The sequence below is a fragment of the Pseudomonas sp. Lz4W genome (genome assembly GCF_000346225.2).
In the GTDB taxonomy this organism is placed as follows: Bacteria; Pseudomonadota; Gammaproteobacteria; order Pseudomonadales; family Pseudomonadaceae; genus Aquipseudomonas; species Aquipseudomonas paraversuta.
In genome coordinates this window covers 3,465,517-3,481,714 of record NZ_CP017432.1, presented here as the reverse complement: position 1 = coordinate 3,481,714, position 16,198 = coordinate 3,465,517, and the positions used below count along the sequence as shown (strand labels likewise).

Below are 16,198 nucleotides of genomic sequence, written 5' to 3'. Positions count from 1 at the left end.
CATTAGCGGTGGTAATAACCAGGGCCGCCATCGTAGTAACGGTGATCGTGATGCCATCCGTGACCTGGGAAAAACACACAACCGCTCATGGCCAGGATGAGCAACAGCGGAACCAGCCGGGTGATTCGACGCAACATGGGTAAATCCTCAAGGTTATCGCCAGGGAGCTAAAAAGCGTCCCCGGCTGTAAGATGAGACCACGGTTGTTTCAAATCATCTCCGCAAACCCGGCATATTTGTTAAATTTCCGGCTTACATTTTTAGCCTTACTTTCAGGAACAGGTAATGACCTCTTCACAGCGCTTGAAATACTCGATTCTGATTTCACTGGTGGTTCTGGGGATCATGTTCGGCCTTTCGTACATGCAGAACGCCGGCATGATTTCCGAGAAAATGTTCCAGTACATTGCCATCGGCGTGGCAGTGGTGGTGGTAGTGATCAACGGCGTGATGCGCCGCAAGACCAAGATCTAAGCCTCGATTTTGCCAGTCAATACGGCTTCAGCCTGTGGATGCAGGCTGTAGCTTTTGTCCTGGTTCAGTACCACCACACCCTCGCTGCACAGACGCTTGAGCACCTCTCGTACACTCAGAAACGACAGTGGAATATCCAGTGCCAGCAAGTGACTGTGCATGCCGCGCACCCCCAGCCGGCGATCACTTCCGGCTGTTGTCAGCAACGCATCGATGACCTTGAGCCGTACCAGGCTGGTACGCAGCCCGAAGCATTTAAGTAAGTGGCGGATCCGTTCATTGCCTTGCAACGGCGCAAGCGCTTCCAGCAACCGGGGGTCAGGCTGGAATGTGGATTCGCGATGCTGTTGGCCGTCCGTTGGCATTTGCTGGTCTCGCATGCAAAAAACTCCTTTTCAGAGCCTGATCAGGAAAATAAAAAATGCTCTCGGTTAATTAGACGAATGAGCGGTGTAAATCATGAACAGCGGAATGTAGAAAATTTGTCGTGAAATCGTCGCATTCACCCAAGGGCCCTTTACGGGCGGGTGTTTTAACCGATTATTAATTTTTTTTTAATGTGCTTCGTTTTCTGTACTGGCACCTGCCGGACTGCAAAGTTCAACAGACAGCCCTGCCGAGGGACGTCCTTGAATGTGAGTTTGCAGGGGGCAGGGTGGATCCGGTTACCGGCTGTGAATACGGGGCGCGCTGACGCCGGTCTTGCAGGCGCGGGCTTGCCAGCGATGGGGGTATTTGATTGCCCCGGGGTTAGCCGCGGGGCAAAGAGCTGATCAGCGGTTTGCCGTCCTGGCCCAGGTTCAGGTACACCGGCAACACCTTGGGCAGGGAATTCACCAACTGATTGATGTCCCGGGTATTGAAGACGCCACCAATGCGCAGTTTTCCGGCGGCGTTGTCGGCCAGCACCAGAGGTGTGCCGAGATAGCGATTGATCAGGGGCAAGGCGTCGGCCAGCGGCAGGTTGTCCAGCACCAGCTTGCCGTCGCGCCATGCAAGCTCCGGTGCGTTGGTGTAAGTCTGGCTGATCTGCGGGGCGTAGTCGCCGGCTTTATAGCGTGCCTGCATCCCCGGTTCGAGGCGCAAGCCGTCACTCTTCAGATTCTTGTTGCTGGTAACCAGCACCGAGCCCTCCACCAGTGTCACCCGCACCTGGTCTTCATACATCCACACATTGAACTGGGTGCCGGTGACCCGGATCCGTCCTTCGGCCGCCTGCACCACGAAGGGGTGCGAGGCATCGTGGCTTACCTTGAAAAAGGCTTCACCATTTTTCAGGGAAACCCGGCGCTGGTCCTTGTAGTTGCTGAAGGTCAGTTGCGTACCAAGATTAAGTTCTGCCTGGCTGCCATCGGCCAGGGTCACGGTTTTTACGCTATTACCTGCTTCAAGGCGCTGATAGGAGCTGGGCACCCAGCCCAGTTGCCAGCCGCCATAAGCGGCCAGTGGAACCGCGATCAGGGGGATTGCGGCAGCAATGCTCAGGCGTTGCCAGGTACTGCGACGTTGTTTTTCAGGGCCCGCAGTGATTTGCGCCGGGCGGGGCAAGTGCTCGCTGATATCCCAGATATCGAGCATGGCTTCGTACTCGATGGCGTGGAGAGGGTCTGCGTGCAGCCACACAGCGAATGCTTCACGCTCCTGGTTTGTGCAATCGGGCTCGTGCAAACGCATGCACCACTGAGCAGCAGCTTCGGTGATGGCATCGTATTGGGCTGGTGCGTGGCGCGTATCGCTCATTGGTTCTCCTTGAGGCCGAGCATTCTAACCCTGTGCCGGAGTTAACGAGAACCTGAGCCAGATCAAAAGCATGCCATTTAGGTCCATGGGCTGTTTTATATCTGCTACGGTTGTTCCAGTCACATTGAGTACCAGACGCAACATCAATTAATGGAGTTAAGACAATGTTGAAGAAAACCTTTGCTGCTGCGATCACTGCCGCTGTCCTGTTGAGCTCCGGCGCTGCGATGGCTGCTACTCCGGGTCCGAACTGGGCCTTCTCCGAAGAAGCAGTTCAAGTGCTTCAGGGCAAAAATGGTTACACCGTGATCAAGAAAATCGAGCTGCAAGACCCGGCTGCAGGCATCTGGAAAGCTGAAGGCCTGAAGAAAATTGACGGCGTGGAAGTCGAGGTCGAAACCACTTTTGACCATAGCGGCAAAGTGATTTCCGAGAAAAAAGACTGATTCTGACGTCTTTCACGAACCGCTGGCCAAGCGCTTCGAGCCCGACCCTGCCAATGCAGGGTCGGGCTTTTTTTGAGGTGCGGTTTTGCCGTGCCAGCCATTACTCCCGGGTTATCTCCCGCAAGTCGCAGGCAAACTTGCCACTGACAAAGTCGCATTCTTCGCTGCTCACCAGACCCATGCCGCTACGTTGCGACATTCGCCTCGATCCCAGGTCATGCGCGGCCTTTGGCGCACCCATCAGCGGGCGTTTCAGGGGCTCGAAGCAGAAGCTGACCAGGGCCTCGCTCATCAAATTCTGACCCTGCCAGGGCGATGACAACCAGAACCCCCGATTGTTATCGACCTCGTCCTGCAGTCGCGCCTGTATTAACCGTTACTGCAGCCGTTACCCATTGCGCGGTACTCGAGAATATGACGCTGACCCTGATGGTCTTCGTAGGTCATTTGCGCCGGAACGACTTCGCAGACGTCATCCAGAGGCGACACACTGATAACTTTCGCAATATCGAGGTTGGTGGCATAGGTGTAATGTTCTACAGCCGGTTGTTGCGCGACTTGAAGTTCATCAGCGCCCGCCAGTGTTGAAAAACCAATCAGTGCAAGAACAATCAAACTTTTCATTGTTGAGACCTTAAAACAATCACGTATCACTGACTTCAATTGCCGTGTCGGCGGGAGAAGTTATTACGCCGTCAGACGTGCGACGTAATACGAAGTACCGTGCCCTGTTTCAATGTTGTGCTGAGGGATGAACATAGAATACGCGTCTGCCGTATTGATTAAAGTCAAACCTTTGCCATGCAGTCTTTCCGGATCAGTAATAATCGGGTGTTTTGCCCGCCCAATAAAAAGCCCCCTCGAAAGAGGGGGCCCGGGGGTTGCGTCCGTGCGGAAACTGCGTGTGTCTAGCGGTTGCTGCAACCGTCGCCCATCACCTGGTATTCAAGGGTGTGACGCTGACCATGGGAGTCTTCATAGATCATTTGCGCCGGAACAACCTCGCATACATCGGGGATGCTGGACAGACTGATCACTTTCGCAATGTCCAGTTTCGACCCGTAGCTGTAGTGCTCGACCGACGAGGGTGGCTGCGTTGTACTTCCACTTGCAACGGCCAGGCTGGCAAAGCCGGCAAGGAATAACGCAATTAAAGTTTTCATGGGAGTGGCCTCTAAAGTTATCAAACTGACTCACTTCATTTGCCATGCAGGCGGAAAGAAGTTACGGCGCGAGTTAAAGAATCGATAAGCGTCGTACGAAGTGTCCTGTTGTTTCAATTACAGTTCATTACACCCATTAAATGATACGCCAATCCATCAAAGTAAAAAGGCCTGATGGCAAAATGCTCTGTTACCGCTCGGGTAACAATGTGGTGATGCCCTGGACAATTTCAAGTGCCGAAAGTCATGGCCTTGCTGGCATACTGGCGGATCTGATTCCGGAGCCCGTCATCGCAATGAATGTTGAGTCCCCCCTCAGTGCCTGGCAACAGGCCGTCGAGCAGCAAGGTTTTGTCCATGATCCGGCCCAATGGCAGGCGGTACAGGTGCTGCAACGTTGCCACGAGGCTCTGCAGCAAGGCTCCCGGGAGGTCAGGGGCGTGTATCTGTGGGGGCCGGTGGGCAGGGGGAAAACCTGGTTGATGGATCAGTTTTACCAGAGCCTGCAAGTCCCGGCGCGGCGCCAGCATTTCCATCACTTTATGCAATGGGTGCATCAGCGGCTGTTTCAACTGACCGGTACCACCGACCCGCTTAACGTTCTGGCCAAGGAGTTGGGCAAAGAGCTCAAGGTTCTGTGTTTTGACGAGCTGTTCGTCAATGACATCGGTGACGCCATAATTCTCGGGCGTTTGTTTCAGGTGATGTTTGATGAAGGGGTGGTACTGGTCTGTACCTCCAATCAACCGCCGGAGCAGCTGTATAGCCAGGGGCACAACAAAGAACGCTTTGCCCCTGCGATTAGCGCAATTCTCAAGCATATGGACATCGTCTCGGTCGACGGCACCGAGGATCATCGCTTGCATCCCGGCATCGCCAAACAACGCTATTGGGTGACCGGTCCGGGGCAGCCGAGAGTCATGCCGCCAGTGTTTGCAGAACTGACCCGGGGGCAGGCTGCCTCTGACCTGCCGATTAGCGTCGGACATCGCTCTGTGCGGGTGGTGCAAGCCAGCGACACTGTGCTGTGGTGCAACTTTCATGAGCTGTGCGAGCAGCCGTTGGCCGCCGGTGAGTTCATGGATATCTGTGACCGCTTCAAAGTGATACTGCTCAGTGATGTGCCTTGCCTGAGTGCCGAGCAACGGGAGGGCAAGATTGCCCGGGGGACCGAAGATGGCCCGGTAAAGGTCGAGGCCGGAGATCGCGAATTGCCGCAGCTGTCCAGATTCGACGACAGCGTACGACGTTTCATCGCACTGGTAGACGAGTGCTACGACCGCAAAGTACCGGTGTGCATTGAGGCGCAAGTGCCAATGAATCAGCTGTACACCCAAGGTTATCTGGAGTTTGCCTTTCGCCGCACCCTGAGCCGGCTGCAGGAGATGCAGCTACAGAGGTTCGGGACGAATCAGAAATAACGACGGCAGGGGCGAGCTTGCCTCGCGATGGTTTCAGCCGGATCGTCTGCGGGGAGCATGAAGCAAGCTCGTTCCTGCCTGTCACAGTGCAGCGGTCAATCCCACTTCGGCGCAACGCTTTGCGGGTTGGTCAGGCGATGGCCGCGATCCAGCGCTGCAATCTGCGCCATGTCTTCTTCGCTCAGGGTCAGGGTGCGGGCCTTGAAATTGCTCTCAAGATTGGCAGGCTTGGTGGATGACGGAATCACCGAGTAGCCCAGTTGCATGGCCCACGCCAGGGTCACCTGGGCGCTGGTCGCCCCATGGCGATCGGCAATGGCCTTGATCACCGGATCTTTCAGCACCTCGCCGTAGGCCAGGGTCATGTAAGACGTGATATGGATGCCTTTGCTCTGTGCGAACTCAACCAGTTTGCGGTTCTGCAAATACGGATGCAGTTCGATCTGGTTGGTGGCGATGTTTTCGGCACCGACGGCGGCAATGGCGTCTTTCAGCAGGTCGATAGTGAAGTTGGAAACCCCGATTTCTTTGGTCAGGCCCAGTTTTTTGGCTTCAAGCAGCGCGCCCATGAACTCTGCGACCGGGACTTCATTGTTCGGCGAAGGCCAGTGAATCAGGGTCAGGTCCAGGTGGTCGGTGCGCAGCTTTTTCAAACTGTCCTTGAGGCTGGCAATCAGTTTGTCGTGGGCGAAGTTGCTGACCCATATCTTGCTGGTAATGAACAGTTGATCGCGGGGTACGCTGCTCTCGGCGATGGCCTGGCCGACCTCGGCTTCGTTCTCATAGATCTGGGCGGTGTCGATGGCCCGATAGCCCAACTCAAGAGCATTTTTGACTGAATCAATCACCACTTGGCCTTTGAGGCGGAAAGTGCCGACGCCGAATGCTGGAACTGTCATGGATAACTCCTTGGGGGTCGTAAGAATCAGGCTGAGTATCCTCGCCTTTCCCAGCCGGAAAAACCGCAAGTCGGGCAAAGCACATTTAACCGCAGGGCATGAATCACTGATTGCCCCCGTCATTCAGAGTTCCATCCAGTGGCTTACCGTAACTCTTGCAGGAGCGAGCTCGCTCCTACAGGGGAGGTACATCAGGAGGAGACTGAACCTGCCAGCCGCCGCCCAATGCCTTGTACAGCGCGATGCTGGCCTGCAACCGGGCCACGCGCAATTGAACGTTCCGGTCTTGTGCCTGATACAGCGTGCGCTGGGTCTCCAGGACCGTCAGCAACATCTCGACCCCGGCTTTATAGCGTTGTTCGGCAATATCGAATGCCTGCTGCGCCTGTTTCAGTTCTTCGTCTTGCCATTGCCGTTGTCGGTCCAGGCCGCTGGCGCTGTTGAGGGCTTTTTCGACGTCGGCGAAGGCGTTGATGATGCTCCCCCTATAGATTTGCAGCAGCTCTTGCTGGTGCGCCGTGGCTTTGTCGCGCTCGGCGCTGAGGCGGCCGTTATTGAAAATCGGGGCTGCCAGCCCGGCGGCGAGGCTGTAGAGCGGACTGCGCAGGAGCTCGCTGAAACGGTCTGAGCCCGATCCCAGGCTCGCGCTGAGGGTCAGGCCGGGCAGCATGGCTGCACGGGCCACTGTGATGTCGGCCGCTGCTGCGGCGAGCCTGGCTTCGGCACTGGCGATGTCGGGGCGCCGGGTCAGCAGTGCGCTGGGCAAGCCGCTGCCAATCGATGGCCATTGCAACTGGCCGAACGCAGTGTTGCCCAGAACAAGGCTTTGCACCGGTTGCCCAAGCAGCACGGCCAGGGTAATTCGCGCCTCTTGGGCCTGTTGCTCAACCAGTGGCAATTGCCGTTGCTGGCCGGCCACCAGGCTCTTTTGCTGGGCCAGTTCCACGGCCGTGGCCGAGCCGGCGTCATAGCGGGTTTGCACGACCTGCATGACGTTCTGCGCATTGGCCAGGTTGAGCCTGGCAATGCGCAGTTGTTCGTTGAAGGCCAGGGTTTGCACATAACTGTTGGCCACGCTGCTGAGCAAGGTCAGCTCGACCGTGGCCTGATCAAACTCACTGGCCTTGAGTGCCTGCACGGCGCTGTCCCGTGCTGCGGATTTGCCGCCCCAAAAGTCCACTTCATAACTGGCGCTCAGCTTGGCATCAAAATAGTCCACGGCCTGCTTGTCATCGTTGCCATCAAGCTGGTTATAGCCCTTGCCGTGCAAGAGCTTCTGGCGATTGGCGCTGGCGCCGAATGACACTTCGGGCAGTAGCGGGGCCCCCGCGATCACGGCACTGGCCCGGGCCTGCTGCACGCGTGCGACGGCGGCTGCAAGGTCGTAGCTGCCAGCCCGGGCCTGGGCAATCAGACGGTCCAGTTCGGGGCTGGAAAAATGCGTCCACCACTGCTGATTGCCCGCTGGACTGCTCAGCGTATGGGCGCCTTGCCAGTTGGCAGGGGGGATCGGCGCAGGCTCGTTGTGGAGGCGGGTCTGGTTGCACGCACTCAGCAGCAGGCATGCGGTCAGCAGGCTCAAGGGCAGCTTCATCGAATCATTCACTGGTAAGGGCCGTGACCGGGTCGAGCCGGGCAGCCTTGCGGGCCGGCATGAAGCCGAAGATAACGCCTGTCACCAGTGCACAAGCAAAGGCACCGAGGACCGCAAACGGTGAGAACGCCACAGCTACATCGCACATCAGCAGTATCCCGCCGACCATGAAAGCCAGGGTTATACCTGCCAGGCCACCGACCACCGAGAGCATCAGGGCCTCGGTGAGGAACTGGCGCAGAATGTCGCGTTGACGGGCGCCGGTGGCCATGCGGATACCAATTTCGCGGGTTCGCTCACGGACGGTCATCAGCATGATATTCATCACCCCGATACCGCCAACCAGCAGTGAGATGGCGGCAATCGAACCCAGCATCAGCGACAGCGTATTACGGGTTCTGGCTTCGGCCTGGATCATCGCTGCATTGTTGGTGATCTCGAAATCCCGCGTGCCGTGGTGCAGTTTGAGCATCAGTTGCTCGATGGCGGTTTCAGTCTGTTTGACCTTGCTCGCATCGGTGGCGGCGATCACCACGTATTCCGGATTGTGCGTGCCGAACAGGCGCACGCTGGCAGCGGAGTAGGGCACCACGATGCGCGTGTCACTGTCGGAGTCGCCAGAGCTGGCGCCTTTTTCAGCCAGCACGCCAACCACGCGGAACGGTACGTTTTCCAGCAGGATGTACTGGCCAATGGGGTCGGGCACGTCCTTGAGGACCTTGTCGCGGACCTTCTTGCCGATCACTGCGACCGCGGCGGCGGCGTCTTCATCCGCCTGGGTGAAGAAGCTGCCTTGCACCACCGGCCAGCTGAAAATCGCAGAAAAGGCGACGCCATTGCCGCCGGTATACATCGTGTGATCAAGGTTGCCATAGCGCACGCCGATTTCGGCACCGTTGACGGGCATGATCATGTGCACTTGAGGCAAGGTCGAAAGTGCCGCTACATCGTTGAGGGTGACGATGCCGGGGGGCGCACGGGGTCTGGGCGACATGCCGCTGAGGTAGATGATGTTGGAGCCGAACGCGCCCATTTGCGCCATGACCTGACGTTTGCTGCCTTCGCCAACGGCCAGCATAACCACCACCGACGCCACGCCGATGACGATACCCAGCAGCGTCAGGGCGGTGCGAAAGCGGTTGATCCACATCACCCGCCATGCGGCCTGTACCGCGTCCACCAGTTCGCCTTTCCAGGCCCCGCGGGCTTCACTGCCTTCATTCAGGCGTTTACGCAAATCGACGGCCTGCAAGGCGTCGGGATTCTCGGTGTGCCCACAGGGTTGAGCGTTGGCGCTGTCGCTGACCACCTCGCCGTCGCGCACTTCGATGATGCGGTTGGCCCGGGCTGCGACTTCGCGGTCGTGGGTAATCAGGATCACCACGTGACCCTGGCTGGCCAGCTCATCCAGCAGCGTCATGACTTCGGCGCCGCTGTGACTGTCCAGAGCGCCGGTGGGCTCGTCGGCGAGGATGATGTGTCCGCCGTTCATCAGGGCCCGGGCAATCGATACCCGCTGTTGCTGGCCGCCAGAGAGTTGGTGCGGGCGATTGCCAGTGCGTTCGGCCAGCCCCAGACGATCGAGCAGGGCGGCGGCGCGGGCGTGGCGTTCGGCGGCGGGCATGCCGGCATAGATGGCCGGCATTTCGACGTTTTCCTGGGCCGAAGCCGAGGGGATCAGGTGGTAACCCTGAAACACAAAGCCGAAGGCTTCACGGCGCAACCAGGCCAGTTCGTCACTGTCCAGACAGGCCACGTCTTCACCGGCGAACAAATAGCGGCCGCAGGTCGGGCGGTCGAGGCAGCCGAGAATGTTCATCAGGGTCGATTTGCCTGAGCCAGAGGCCCCGACAATCGCGACAAACTCTCCGGCATGGATCGCCAGGCTGATCCCTTTGAGTACCTGAACCTCGGGCGTGCCGTCACCCCCGTAGACCTTGCGGATCTCTTGCAGCTCGATCAAGGGAGTGGACATCTAGCCTCCGTTGCCGGTGGCCGGGCCGATGAGCAGGCGATCGCCTTCATTCAGGCCATCGAGAATTTCCACCCGCAAGCGGTCACTAATCCCGGTGCGGATCTCGCGCAATTGCAACTTGCCGTTTTTGGCCACGATACGGGCGGTTTGTCGGTCGCCTTCAGTGCTGGCCTGTAACGCAATGATGGGGGCCAGCAATACGTCTTGGGCCTGGCCGGAGACGAAAAATACCTGGGTGGTCATTTCGGGCATCAGCACTTGATCGGTGTTGTCGACATCGAGCAATACGGTGTACAGCACCACCCGGGCACTTCCGCTTTTGCCTGCGCTGGCCGGGCTGCCGCCCCCCTGGCTGGCTTCATTAAGCGGTTTGGGCGGTACGGGCAAAATCTGCCGCACTCTGCTGTTCCAACGCCTGTTGCCACCACTCAGGGTGGTGAAATATGCGGGCATGCCCGGTTTGACGTAGCCGATATCCGCTTCCGAGACTTCAGCCCAGACGGTCATGGGTGAGAGTTTGGCTATGCGCAGAATCAAGGGTGTCTGCTGTTGGGCATTCAGGGTCTGGCCTTCGCGCGCATCCAGCGCTACCACGGTGCCGGAGATGGGGGCGTAGATACGGGTGTAGCCGAGTTCTGCCTGGTCACTGCGCAAACTGGCCCGGGCCTGACGGATTTGCGCCTGGAACATCTCGGTTCGGGCCCGGGTAGTACGCACTTCTGCGTCTGCACTTTGTACGTCTTCTTCTCGGGTGGCACCGCCTTTGGCGAGGTGCAGCTGGCGCTGATATTTTTGTTTGGCCAGATCGTGCAAGGCGCGTTGTTCTTGCAACTGGGCCTGCAGATTTTCAATCGCAAAGCGACTGGCCTCGAGTTTGGCACTTTGTGTCGCGGGGTCGATTTCGACCAGCAACTGGCCCTCTTTGACTTCAGCACCGACTTCGACATGGATTTTGTTGATTTGCCCGGAGGCCTGCGCACCCACATCGACATATTGCCGGGGCTGCAGGGTGCCCAGGGCGGTCACGCTGCTTTCAATGTCGCCGCGGGTAACAGGCACGGTGTCATAGGCTTCGCCACCCAGGGGCAGAAATGACCACGCAGCCAGGGCGCCAGCCAGCAAGCAACACAGGGCGATGAGAAGTGCGCGGCGGGTCTGTCCAGGGCGTTTCATGCAGGGTTCCGGCCAATGGAAATCGGTCCGTGATCAGGTTTTTGCAGCTGTTAAGGGCAAAAGCCAACAGCCTCGGCGAACCGACAGACACGGGGAGCTGTTGAGTAGACGAAGGTGTGGGGCGCGGATTTAACTGTTTGTTTTTACAGGTGTTACTTAATGTTTCTGTGCGATTCAAGGGCATGCATCTTAAATCTAGATGAGAATTGCTATAAATTGCATCTTCAGAAGTGCCATCATCGCGCCGCTATCGATTCGGACTGTTTCTGCGCTCATGGAATGTTGCCGCTGACGTTGCGGCCAGGAGTCATGTTGGAAAACTACTATCGTGAACTGGTCACGTTTTTGAGTGCCCGACTGGGCAATGCTCAGGCGGCCGAAGATGTCGCGCATGATGCTTACGTACGAGTGCTTGAGCGCACCAGTGATGCACCCATTGAGCAGCCCCGTGCATTTTTGTATCGCACGGCACTCAACCTGGTGATCGATGGTCATCGGCGCAACGCCTTGCGCCAGGTTGAGCCGCTGGAGGTACTGGACACTGAGGAGCGTTTTTTCAGCCCTTCGCCGCAGGTGTTGATGGACCGCAATCAGCGTCTGGACCTGCTCCAGCGGGCGCTGGCCGAGCTGCCTGCGGCGTGCCGCGACTGCTTTTTGCTGCGCAAGCTTGAAGGCTTGTCGCATCCTGAAATTGCCGAGCGCCTCGGTGTGTCGCGAAGCATGGTGGAGAAACATATTGTCAACGCAATGAAGCATTGCCGGGTTCGTCTCAGGCAATGGGAAAGCCCCTGAGTTTCGGCCCTTTATGCGCGCCGCAATACCGCCTCATATGACATTCTCCGGATGAAACTGAACCCTGCCTGAAGATCCATCTGATTCATAAAACGGCAGCCTTCCTGCGGTTTACTCTCTAAAACGCCGGGCGTAAGCTGCCGGCGTTTTCATTAATAGCGCAGGTTTTCAGTGGGTAGCAGCTCGAGTCACAGTAGTCGGCCGGTTATGAACACCGGCATATTCTCGGCAAGCTAGCGCGCAGATTCCCCTGCCGTTGTCTTGCTGACTAGCGAGAAACGGCACCTTTATCGGGTCATCCACGACCCGTCCCCGGAAGCCCTCTCATCGATACTGAAACGTGTGTGATCAATGCCCTTGGCGGCATGGTCGCGACACGCTGCGCGCGTGTGCCTTTTGGTACTCGCGCGCGCTCTTGCCGTGCCTGCTGCCTGGCTTCGTAGACCGTCAGGGGAATCGTTATGGGCAACTTTTTTATCCCGGTGCGCCGGCGCCAACATCGGCCCAGGTTGCCGGGCTGTGTTCGATTGTTTGATTAAGCGCGAGCATCCGGATTCAAACCATGAACGACGGTTCCAGATCAAGGCCGTCTGCGTAGTCACTCTCAAAGGGTGAGTGCAGACGGCGCAGGAGTAGCACGATGAAACTCACCCTCAAAGAATTCTTCGCCGGATTTTTGCGCACTCGCCATATCGGCCGGCATTTCCGGCGTTTGGCCTTGCTTGATAGTTTGACCAACACCACGGTCAGCCGGGAAGTCCCGCCGACGCTGGCACAAACCCTGGTGGCTGCGGCCAACCGCGACAGCGCGGTATTGATCGACAGTCTGGGCACCCATACCGATGGCCTCAGCGAGGCCGAGGCCGAGGCGCTGCGCCAGCAACATGGGCTGAACGAGGTTGAACACGAGCAGCCACTCAGCCGCTGGGTGCACTTGTGGCATTGCTACAAGAACCCGTTCAACTTGTTGCTGACTTTGCTTGCCGCGGTCTCTCTGGCCACAGATGACATTCAGGCTGCGATGGTGATTGGCACCATGGTGGTGTTGTCGACGTTGCTGCGTTTCTGGCAAGAAGCCAAGTCCAACAAAGCAGCGGACGCACTCAAGGCGATGGTGAGTAACACCGCCACGGTCATGCGACGTGATTTCAATGCTGACACCACCCCGATGTTTGGCAAGTTCTCCGGCGTAACTCAGCAAATCAGAGGTGCGCAACGCATTGAGTTGCCGATCAAGCAATTGGTCCCGGGGGATTTGATTGTGTTGTCCGCGGGCGACATGATTCCGGCAGATTGCAGGGTGCTTAGCGCCAAAGACCTGTTTGTCAGCCAGGCGGCAATGACCGGTGAATCAATGCCGGTGGAGAAGTTTGCGCGGCAGTCCGACAGCCAGACCAGTAACCCGCTGGAACTGGACAATATTCTGTTCATGGGCACCAACGTGGTATCCGGCGCGGCCACGGCAGTGGTACTGACCACCGGCAACAACACTTACTTCGGCGCGCTGGCACAGCGGGTTGGCGCGACGGATCGGGGGCCGACGTCGTTTCAGACCGGGGTCAACAAAGTCAGCTGGTTGCTGATCCGCTTCATGTTTGTAATGGCGCCGCTGGTGCTGTTCATCAATGGCTTTACCAAGGGTGACTGGACCGAAGCCTTGCTGTTTGCCTTGTCGGTGGCAGTGGGCCTGACCCCGGAAATGCTGCCGATGATCGTGACCTCAACCCTGGCCAAAGGCGCAGTGTTTCTGTCACGTAAAAAAGTCATCGTCAAACGGCTGGACGCGATCCAGAACTTTGGCGCGATGGATGTACTGTGTACCGATAAAACAGGCACCTTGACCCAGGACAAAATCTTTCTCGCACGCCACGTCGATGTCTGGGGGCAAGAGTCGGATGACGTTCTGGAAATGGCCTATCTCAACAGCTACTACCAGACCGGACTGAAAAACCTGCTGGACGTGGCGGTGCTGGAGCATGTCGAGGTGCACCGCGAGTTGAATGTGGGCACAGCCTTTAACAAGGTCGATGAAATTCCTTTCGACTTTACACGGCGGCGGATGTCGGTTGTGGTGGCCGAGCAGGATCAGCCTCATCTGCTGATCTGCAAAGGCGCTGTCGAAGAAGTGCTGGCCGTTTGCAAAACCGTGCGCCATGGCGAACGGGAAGAAGCCCTGAGCGATGAGTTGCTGGCGCGTATTCGCCAGGTGACCGCGGCATTTAACGAAGAGGGTTTGCGGGTGGTGGCGGTTGCTGCACGGCCAATGACTGAGAAGGGTCGTGACACTTACAGCCTGGCAGACGAGCAGAACCTGACGCTGATTGGTTATGTCGCTTTCCTTGACCCGCCAAAGGAGAGCACTGCGCCAGCACTCAAGGCGTTAGCCGAACACGGGGTCGCGGTAAAAGTTCTGACTGGCGATAACGAACTGGTCACTGCGAAGATTTGCCGTGAAGTGGGCCTGGAGCAGCAAGGGCTGTTGATGGGTAACGACATCGAACGCATGACCGACGCTGAACTGGCGGTGGCCGTCGAAACCAGCAACGTGTTTGCCAGGCTCACCCCCACTCACAAAGAGCGCATCGTGCGCTTGCTCAAAGCCAATGGCCATGTGGTTGGCTTTATGGGGGACGGGATCAACGACGCACCTGCGCTGCGTACCGCGGACATCGGGATTTCCGTGGACAGTGCGGTGGATATCGCCAAGGAAGCAGCGGACATCATTCTTCTGGAAAAAAGCCTGATGGTGCTGGAGGAGGGTGTACTGGAAGGGCGCCGGACCTTCGCCAACATGCTCAAATACATAAAAATGACCGCCAGCTCGAACTTCGGCAACGTGTTCTCGGTGTTGGTCGCCAGTGCGTTTATCCCGTTTTTGCCTATGTTGCCGATGCACCTGCTGGTCCAGAACCTGCTGTACGACGTGTCACAAATTGCTATCCCGTTCGATAACGTCGATGAAGAAATGCTTAAAAAGCCCCAGCGCTGGCAACCCGCCGAGGTAGGGCGTTTCATGCTGTTCTTTGGACCGATCAGCTCGATTTTCGACATTCTCACGTTCGGTTTGATGTGGTACGTGTTCAAAGCCAACTCACCTGAGCACCAGACTCTTTTCCAGTCGGGCTGGTTCGTGGTCGGGCTGCTGACTCAAACGCTGATCGTGCACATGATCCGGACGCCGAAAATTCCATTTCTGCAAAGCCGTGCAGCGATGCCGCTGATGGTCATGACAGCTGTGATCATGTTGGTAGGTATCTTCCTGCCAATGGGGCCGTTGGCTGGCTACTTCAAATTGCAGGCGTTGCCGCCGCTGTACTTTGTGTTCTTGCCAATGATTCTGCTGGCCTACATGGCGCTGACCCAGGCAGTGAAAGGTTTCTACATCCGCAAGTTCGGCTGGCAGTGAGGGCGTAGCCGGCAGTCTCGAACATGACACGGAGTGCCGCCTGGCGCTCCGGGGGGAGATGGCCCGAGGCTCGGCTGAGGAATCAATGACGTGACAAGCGGTGTCTTGAAATGTCCCGGAGCGCACCCATTTGCGCTTTGGTGCCAGTGGTAAAGCTGGCGTGTCCCGGTCTAACAGAATGCATTTGACGATGGTTCAGACATCATGCCCACCAAGTCATTGCGAATACTGATTGCCGATGCCGATTGGGCTCAGGCTTTAAAAATAGAAAAGTCGCTTAATGCTGCGGGGTATTTCCGAATTGCCCCCTTGTATGACCTGCAGGCGTTAATGAGCCTGTATGACGCTCAGGTCCATGATTTCGATTTACTGCTGCTCAGCCAGAAGATGGCAGATGTTGCGGCTGTGGATGTCGAGGCGTATCGCCAGGACAATCAACAGTTTCGCCATGTACTGATTTACCTGGACGCCGACTGCCTTGTGCCGCAAGTCGAGGCGCTGATGCAAACCCTGGATCCCTCTGGCCACACATGACGCGGGCACTTGTCTGTGGCGCTTCAGGCACGCTAAGGTCGGGTGTCATCAAAATCGGACACCAAGAACCCAGTCGTCAAGGAATCCAAGCAATGTCGGATGTCGTGGTAGTGCAAGCAAACTATACAAACCCGGTTCACGCCCAGGCTTTGAGAGACGTATTGAATCACTATGCCAAAGACCCTATGGGCGGCGGTGAGGCGTTGTCGCCCCAGGTGCTGGAGCAGTTGCCTGCAGAGCTGGCCAAGCGTCCCCATGCGTTCAGCGTGCTGGCGTTTGTCAATGGCGAGGCGGCGGGGCTGGTCAACTGTTTTGAAGGCTTCTCGACCTTTGCCGGCAAGCCTCTGGTCAACGTGCACGACGTGTCGGTGGTCGATACATTCCGCGGTCTGGGCCTGAGTCAGCAGATGCTGCTCAAGGTCGAGGAGATTGCCCGTGAACGTGATTGCTGCAAGATCACTCTCGAGGTGCTTGAGGGCAACCCGGTCGCTCAAGGTTCCTACAGGAAGTTCGGATTTAGCGAGGGCCAGCTCAACCCGGCCCACGGTCAGATGCTGTTCTGGAACAAATATCTGTAGAGG

Annotated in this window: 16 protein-coding genes; 7 read left to right on the top strand and 9 right to left on the bottom strand. The window is 57.5% G+C overall.

Going from position 1 to position 16,198, the window contains the following annotated elements; genetic code table 11:
- Nucleotides 1-2: 2 nt before the first annotated feature.
- A complete protein-coding gene (locus tag B195_RS23175) occupies nt 3-137 on the bottom strand; it encodes a hypothetical protein (protein WP_003441457.1) in 135 nt (44 codons plus the stop codon).
- A 148-nt stretch (nt 138-285) separates the two neighbouring features.
- On the opposite strand from B195_RS23175, the gene B195_RS15890 reads away from it, so the two are divergent.
- Complete coding sequence (locus B195_RS15890) at nt 286-474, top strand: hypothetical protein (RefSeq protein ID WP_003441459.1); 189 nt, start codon at nt 286-288, stop codon at nt 472-474.
- Here the strand turns inward: B195_RS15890 and B195_RS15885 are convergent.
- Both B195_RS15885 and B195_RS15880 read right to left on the bottom strand, forming a co-directional pair.
- Nucleotides 471-854 (bottom strand): hypothetical protein, encoded by a 384-nt coding sequence (locus B195_RS15885; RefSeq protein WP_003441463.1) that lies wholly within the window; start codon nt 852-854, stop codon nt 471-473. The genes B195_RS15890 and B195_RS15885 overlap by 4 nt on opposite strands.
- Nucleotides 855-1,224: 370 nt before the next feature.
- Complete coding sequence (locus tag B195_RS15880) at nt 1,225-2,214, bottom strand: FecR family protein (protein WP_003441466.1); 990 nt, start codon at nt 2,212-2,214, stop codon at nt 1,225-1,227.
- A gap of 164 nt (nt 2,215-2,378) precedes the next feature.
- Between B195_RS15880 and B195_RS15875 the strand changes: the two genes are divergently transcribed.
- Nucleotides 2,379-2,660: a PepSY domain-containing protein gene (locus B195_RS15875; protein ID WP_003441471.1), complete on the top strand. Its 282-nt coding sequence runs from the start codon at nt 2,379-2,381 to the stop codon at nt 2,658-2,660.
- 369 nt (nt 2,661-3,029) lie between these two features.
- Here the strand turns inward: B195_RS15875 and B195_RS15865 are convergent, their stop codons facing one another.
- Together B195_RS15865 and B195_RS15860 are read right to left on the bottom strand one after the other, a co-directional pair.
- On the bottom strand, nt 3,030-3,284 hold the full coding sequence (locus tag B195_RS15865) for a DUF2790 domain-containing protein (RefSeq protein WP_003441477.1): 255 nt from the start codon (nt 3,282-3,284) through the stop codon (nt 3,030-3,032).
- Nucleotides 3,285-3,568: 284 nt separating this feature from the next.
- A complete protein-coding gene (locus tag B195_RS15860) occupies nt 3,569-3,823 on the bottom strand; it encodes a DUF2790 domain-containing protein (RefSeq protein ID WP_003441480.1) in 255 nt (84 codons plus the stop codon).
- 296 nt (nt 3,824-4,119) lie between these two features.
- Between B195_RS15860 and zapE the strand changes: the two genes are divergently transcribed.
- Nucleotides 4,120-5,244, top strand: a complete 1,125-nt coding sequence (zapE, locus tag B195_RS15855; protein ID WP_037001462.1) for a cell division protein ZapE — start codon at nt 4,120-4,122, stop codon at nt 5,242-5,244.
- 95 nt (nt 5,245-5,339) lie between these two features.
- Here zapE and dkgB read toward each other — a convergent pair whose 3' ends face one another.
- From dkgB to B195_RS15835, 4 genes are all read right to left on the bottom strand, one after another.
- On the bottom strand, nt 5,340-6,143 hold the full coding sequence (gene dkgB / locus B195_RS15850) for a 2,5-didehydrogluconate reductase DkgB (protein WP_003441486.1): 804 nt from the start codon (nt 6,141-6,143) through the stop codon (nt 5,340-5,342).
- Nucleotides 6,144-6,318: 175 nt separating this feature from the next.
- Nucleotides 6,319-7,737 (bottom strand): efflux transporter outer membrane subunit, encoded by a 1,419-nt coding sequence (locus B195_RS15845; RefSeq protein WP_003441491.1) that lies wholly within the window; start codon nt 7,735-7,737, stop codon nt 6,319-6,321.
- Between the two features lie 4 nt (nt 7,738-7,741).
- A complete protein-coding gene (locus B195_RS15840) occupies nt 7,742-9,712 on the bottom strand; it encodes a MacB family efflux pump subunit (protein WP_003441494.1) in 1,971 nt (656 codons plus the stop codon).
- On the bottom strand, nt 9,713-10,885 hold the full coding sequence (locus B195_RS15835; protein ID WP_003441497.1) for an efflux RND transporter periplasmic adaptor subunit: 1,173 nt from the start codon (nt 10,883-10,885) through the stop codon (nt 9,713-9,715).
- A gap of 312 nt (nt 10,886-11,197) precedes the next feature.
- On the opposite strand from B195_RS15835, the gene B195_RS15830 reads away from it, so the two are divergent.
- The 4 genes from B195_RS15830 to B195_RS15815 all read left to right on the top strand — a co-directional run bounded on the left by B195_RS15830 (nt 11,198) and on the right by B195_RS15815 (nt 16,195).
- Nucleotides 11,198-11,677 carry a sigma-70 family RNA polymerase sigma factor gene (locus B195_RS15830; RefSeq protein WP_003441500.1) on the top strand — a complete coding sequence of 160 codons (480 nt, stop codon included), beginning with the start codon at nt 11,198-11,200 and terminating at the stop codon, nt 11,675-11,677.
- A 640-nt stretch (nt 11,678-12,317) separates the two neighbouring features.
- Nucleotides 12,318-15,083, top strand: a complete 2,766-nt coding sequence (gene mgtA, locus B195_RS15825) for a magnesium-translocating P-type ATPase (protein ID WP_003441503.1) — start codon at nt 12,318-12,320, stop codon at nt 15,081-15,083.
- A gap of 204 nt (nt 15,084-15,287) precedes the next feature.
- Nucleotides 15,288-15,617 carry a hypothetical protein gene (locus B195_RS15820; RefSeq protein WP_003441505.1) on the top strand — a complete coding sequence of 110 codons (330 nt, stop codon included), beginning with the start codon at nt 15,288-15,290 and terminating at the stop codon, nt 15,615-15,617.
- A 92-nt stretch (nt 15,618-15,709) separates the two neighbouring features.
- A complete protein-coding gene (locus B195_RS15815) occupies nt 15,710-16,195 on the top strand; it encodes a GNAT family N-acetyltransferase (protein ID WP_003441508.1) in 486 nt (161 codons plus the stop codon).
- Nucleotides 16,196-16,198 lie beyond the last annotated feature (3 nt).

What these genes read in the sequence shown, in the direction of transcription:
- B195_RS15845 (WP_003441491.1), bottom strand. Translation starts at nt 7,737, where the DNA reads ATGAAGCTGCCCTTGAGCCTGCTGACCGCATGCCTGCTGCTGAGTGCG.
- B195_RS15860 (WP_003441480.1), bottom strand. Translation starts at nt 3,823, where the DNA reads ATGAAAACTTTAATTGCGTTATTCCTTGCCGGCTTTGCCAGCCTGGCC.
- B195_RS15885 (WP_003441463.1), bottom strand. Translation starts at nt 854, where the DNA reads ATGCGAGACCAGCAAATGCCAACGGACGGCCAACAGCATCGCGAATCC.
- B195_RS15840 (WP_003441494.1), bottom strand. Translation starts at nt 9,712, where the DNA reads ATGTCCACTCCCTTGATCGAGCTGCAAGAGATCCGCAAGGTCTACGGG.
- mgtA (WP_003441503.1), top strand. Translation starts at nt 12,318, where the DNA reads ATGAAACTCACCCTCAAAGAATTCTTCGCCGGATTTTTGCGCACTCGC.
- B195_RS23175 (WP_003441457.1), bottom strand. Translation starts at nt 137, where the DNA reads ATGTTGCGTCGAATCACCCGGCTGGTTCCGCTGTTGCTCATCCTGGCC.
- B195_RS15820 (WP_003441505.1), top strand. Translation starts at nt 15,288, where the DNA reads ATGCCCACCAAGTCATTGCGAATACTGATTGCCGATGCCGATTGGGCT.
- zapE (WP_037001462.1), top strand. Translation starts at nt 4,120, where the DNA reads ATGAATGTTGAGTCCCCCCTCAGTGCCTGGCAACAGGCCGTCGAGCAG.
- B195_RS15875 (WP_003441471.1), top strand. Translation starts at nt 2,379, where the DNA reads ATGTTGAAGAAAACCTTTGCTGCTGCGATCACTGCCGCTGTCCTGTTG.
- B195_RS15890 (WP_003441459.1), top strand. Translation starts at nt 286, where the DNA reads ATGACCTCTTCACAGCGCTTGAAATACTCGATTCTGATTTCACTGGTG.
- dkgB (WP_003441486.1), bottom strand. Translation starts at nt 6,143, where the DNA reads ATGACAGTTCCAGCATTCGGCGTCGGCACTTTCCGCCTCAAAGGCCAA.
- B195_RS15815 (WP_003441508.1), top strand. Translation starts at nt 15,710, where the DNA reads ATGTCGGATGTCGTGGTAGTGCAAGCAAACTATACAAACCCGGTTCAC.
- B195_RS15835 (WP_003441497.1), bottom strand. Translation starts at nt 10,885, where the DNA reads ATGAAACGCCCTGGACAGACCCGCCGCGCACTTCTCATCGCCCTGTGT.
- B195_RS15865 (WP_003441477.1), bottom strand. Translation starts at nt 3,284, where the DNA reads ATGAAAAGTTTGATTGTTCTTGCACTGATTGGTTTTTCAACACTGGCG.
- B195_RS15880 (WP_003441466.1), bottom strand. Translation starts at nt 2,214, where the DNA reads ATGAGCGATACGCGCCACGCACCAGCCCAATACGATGCCATCACCGAA.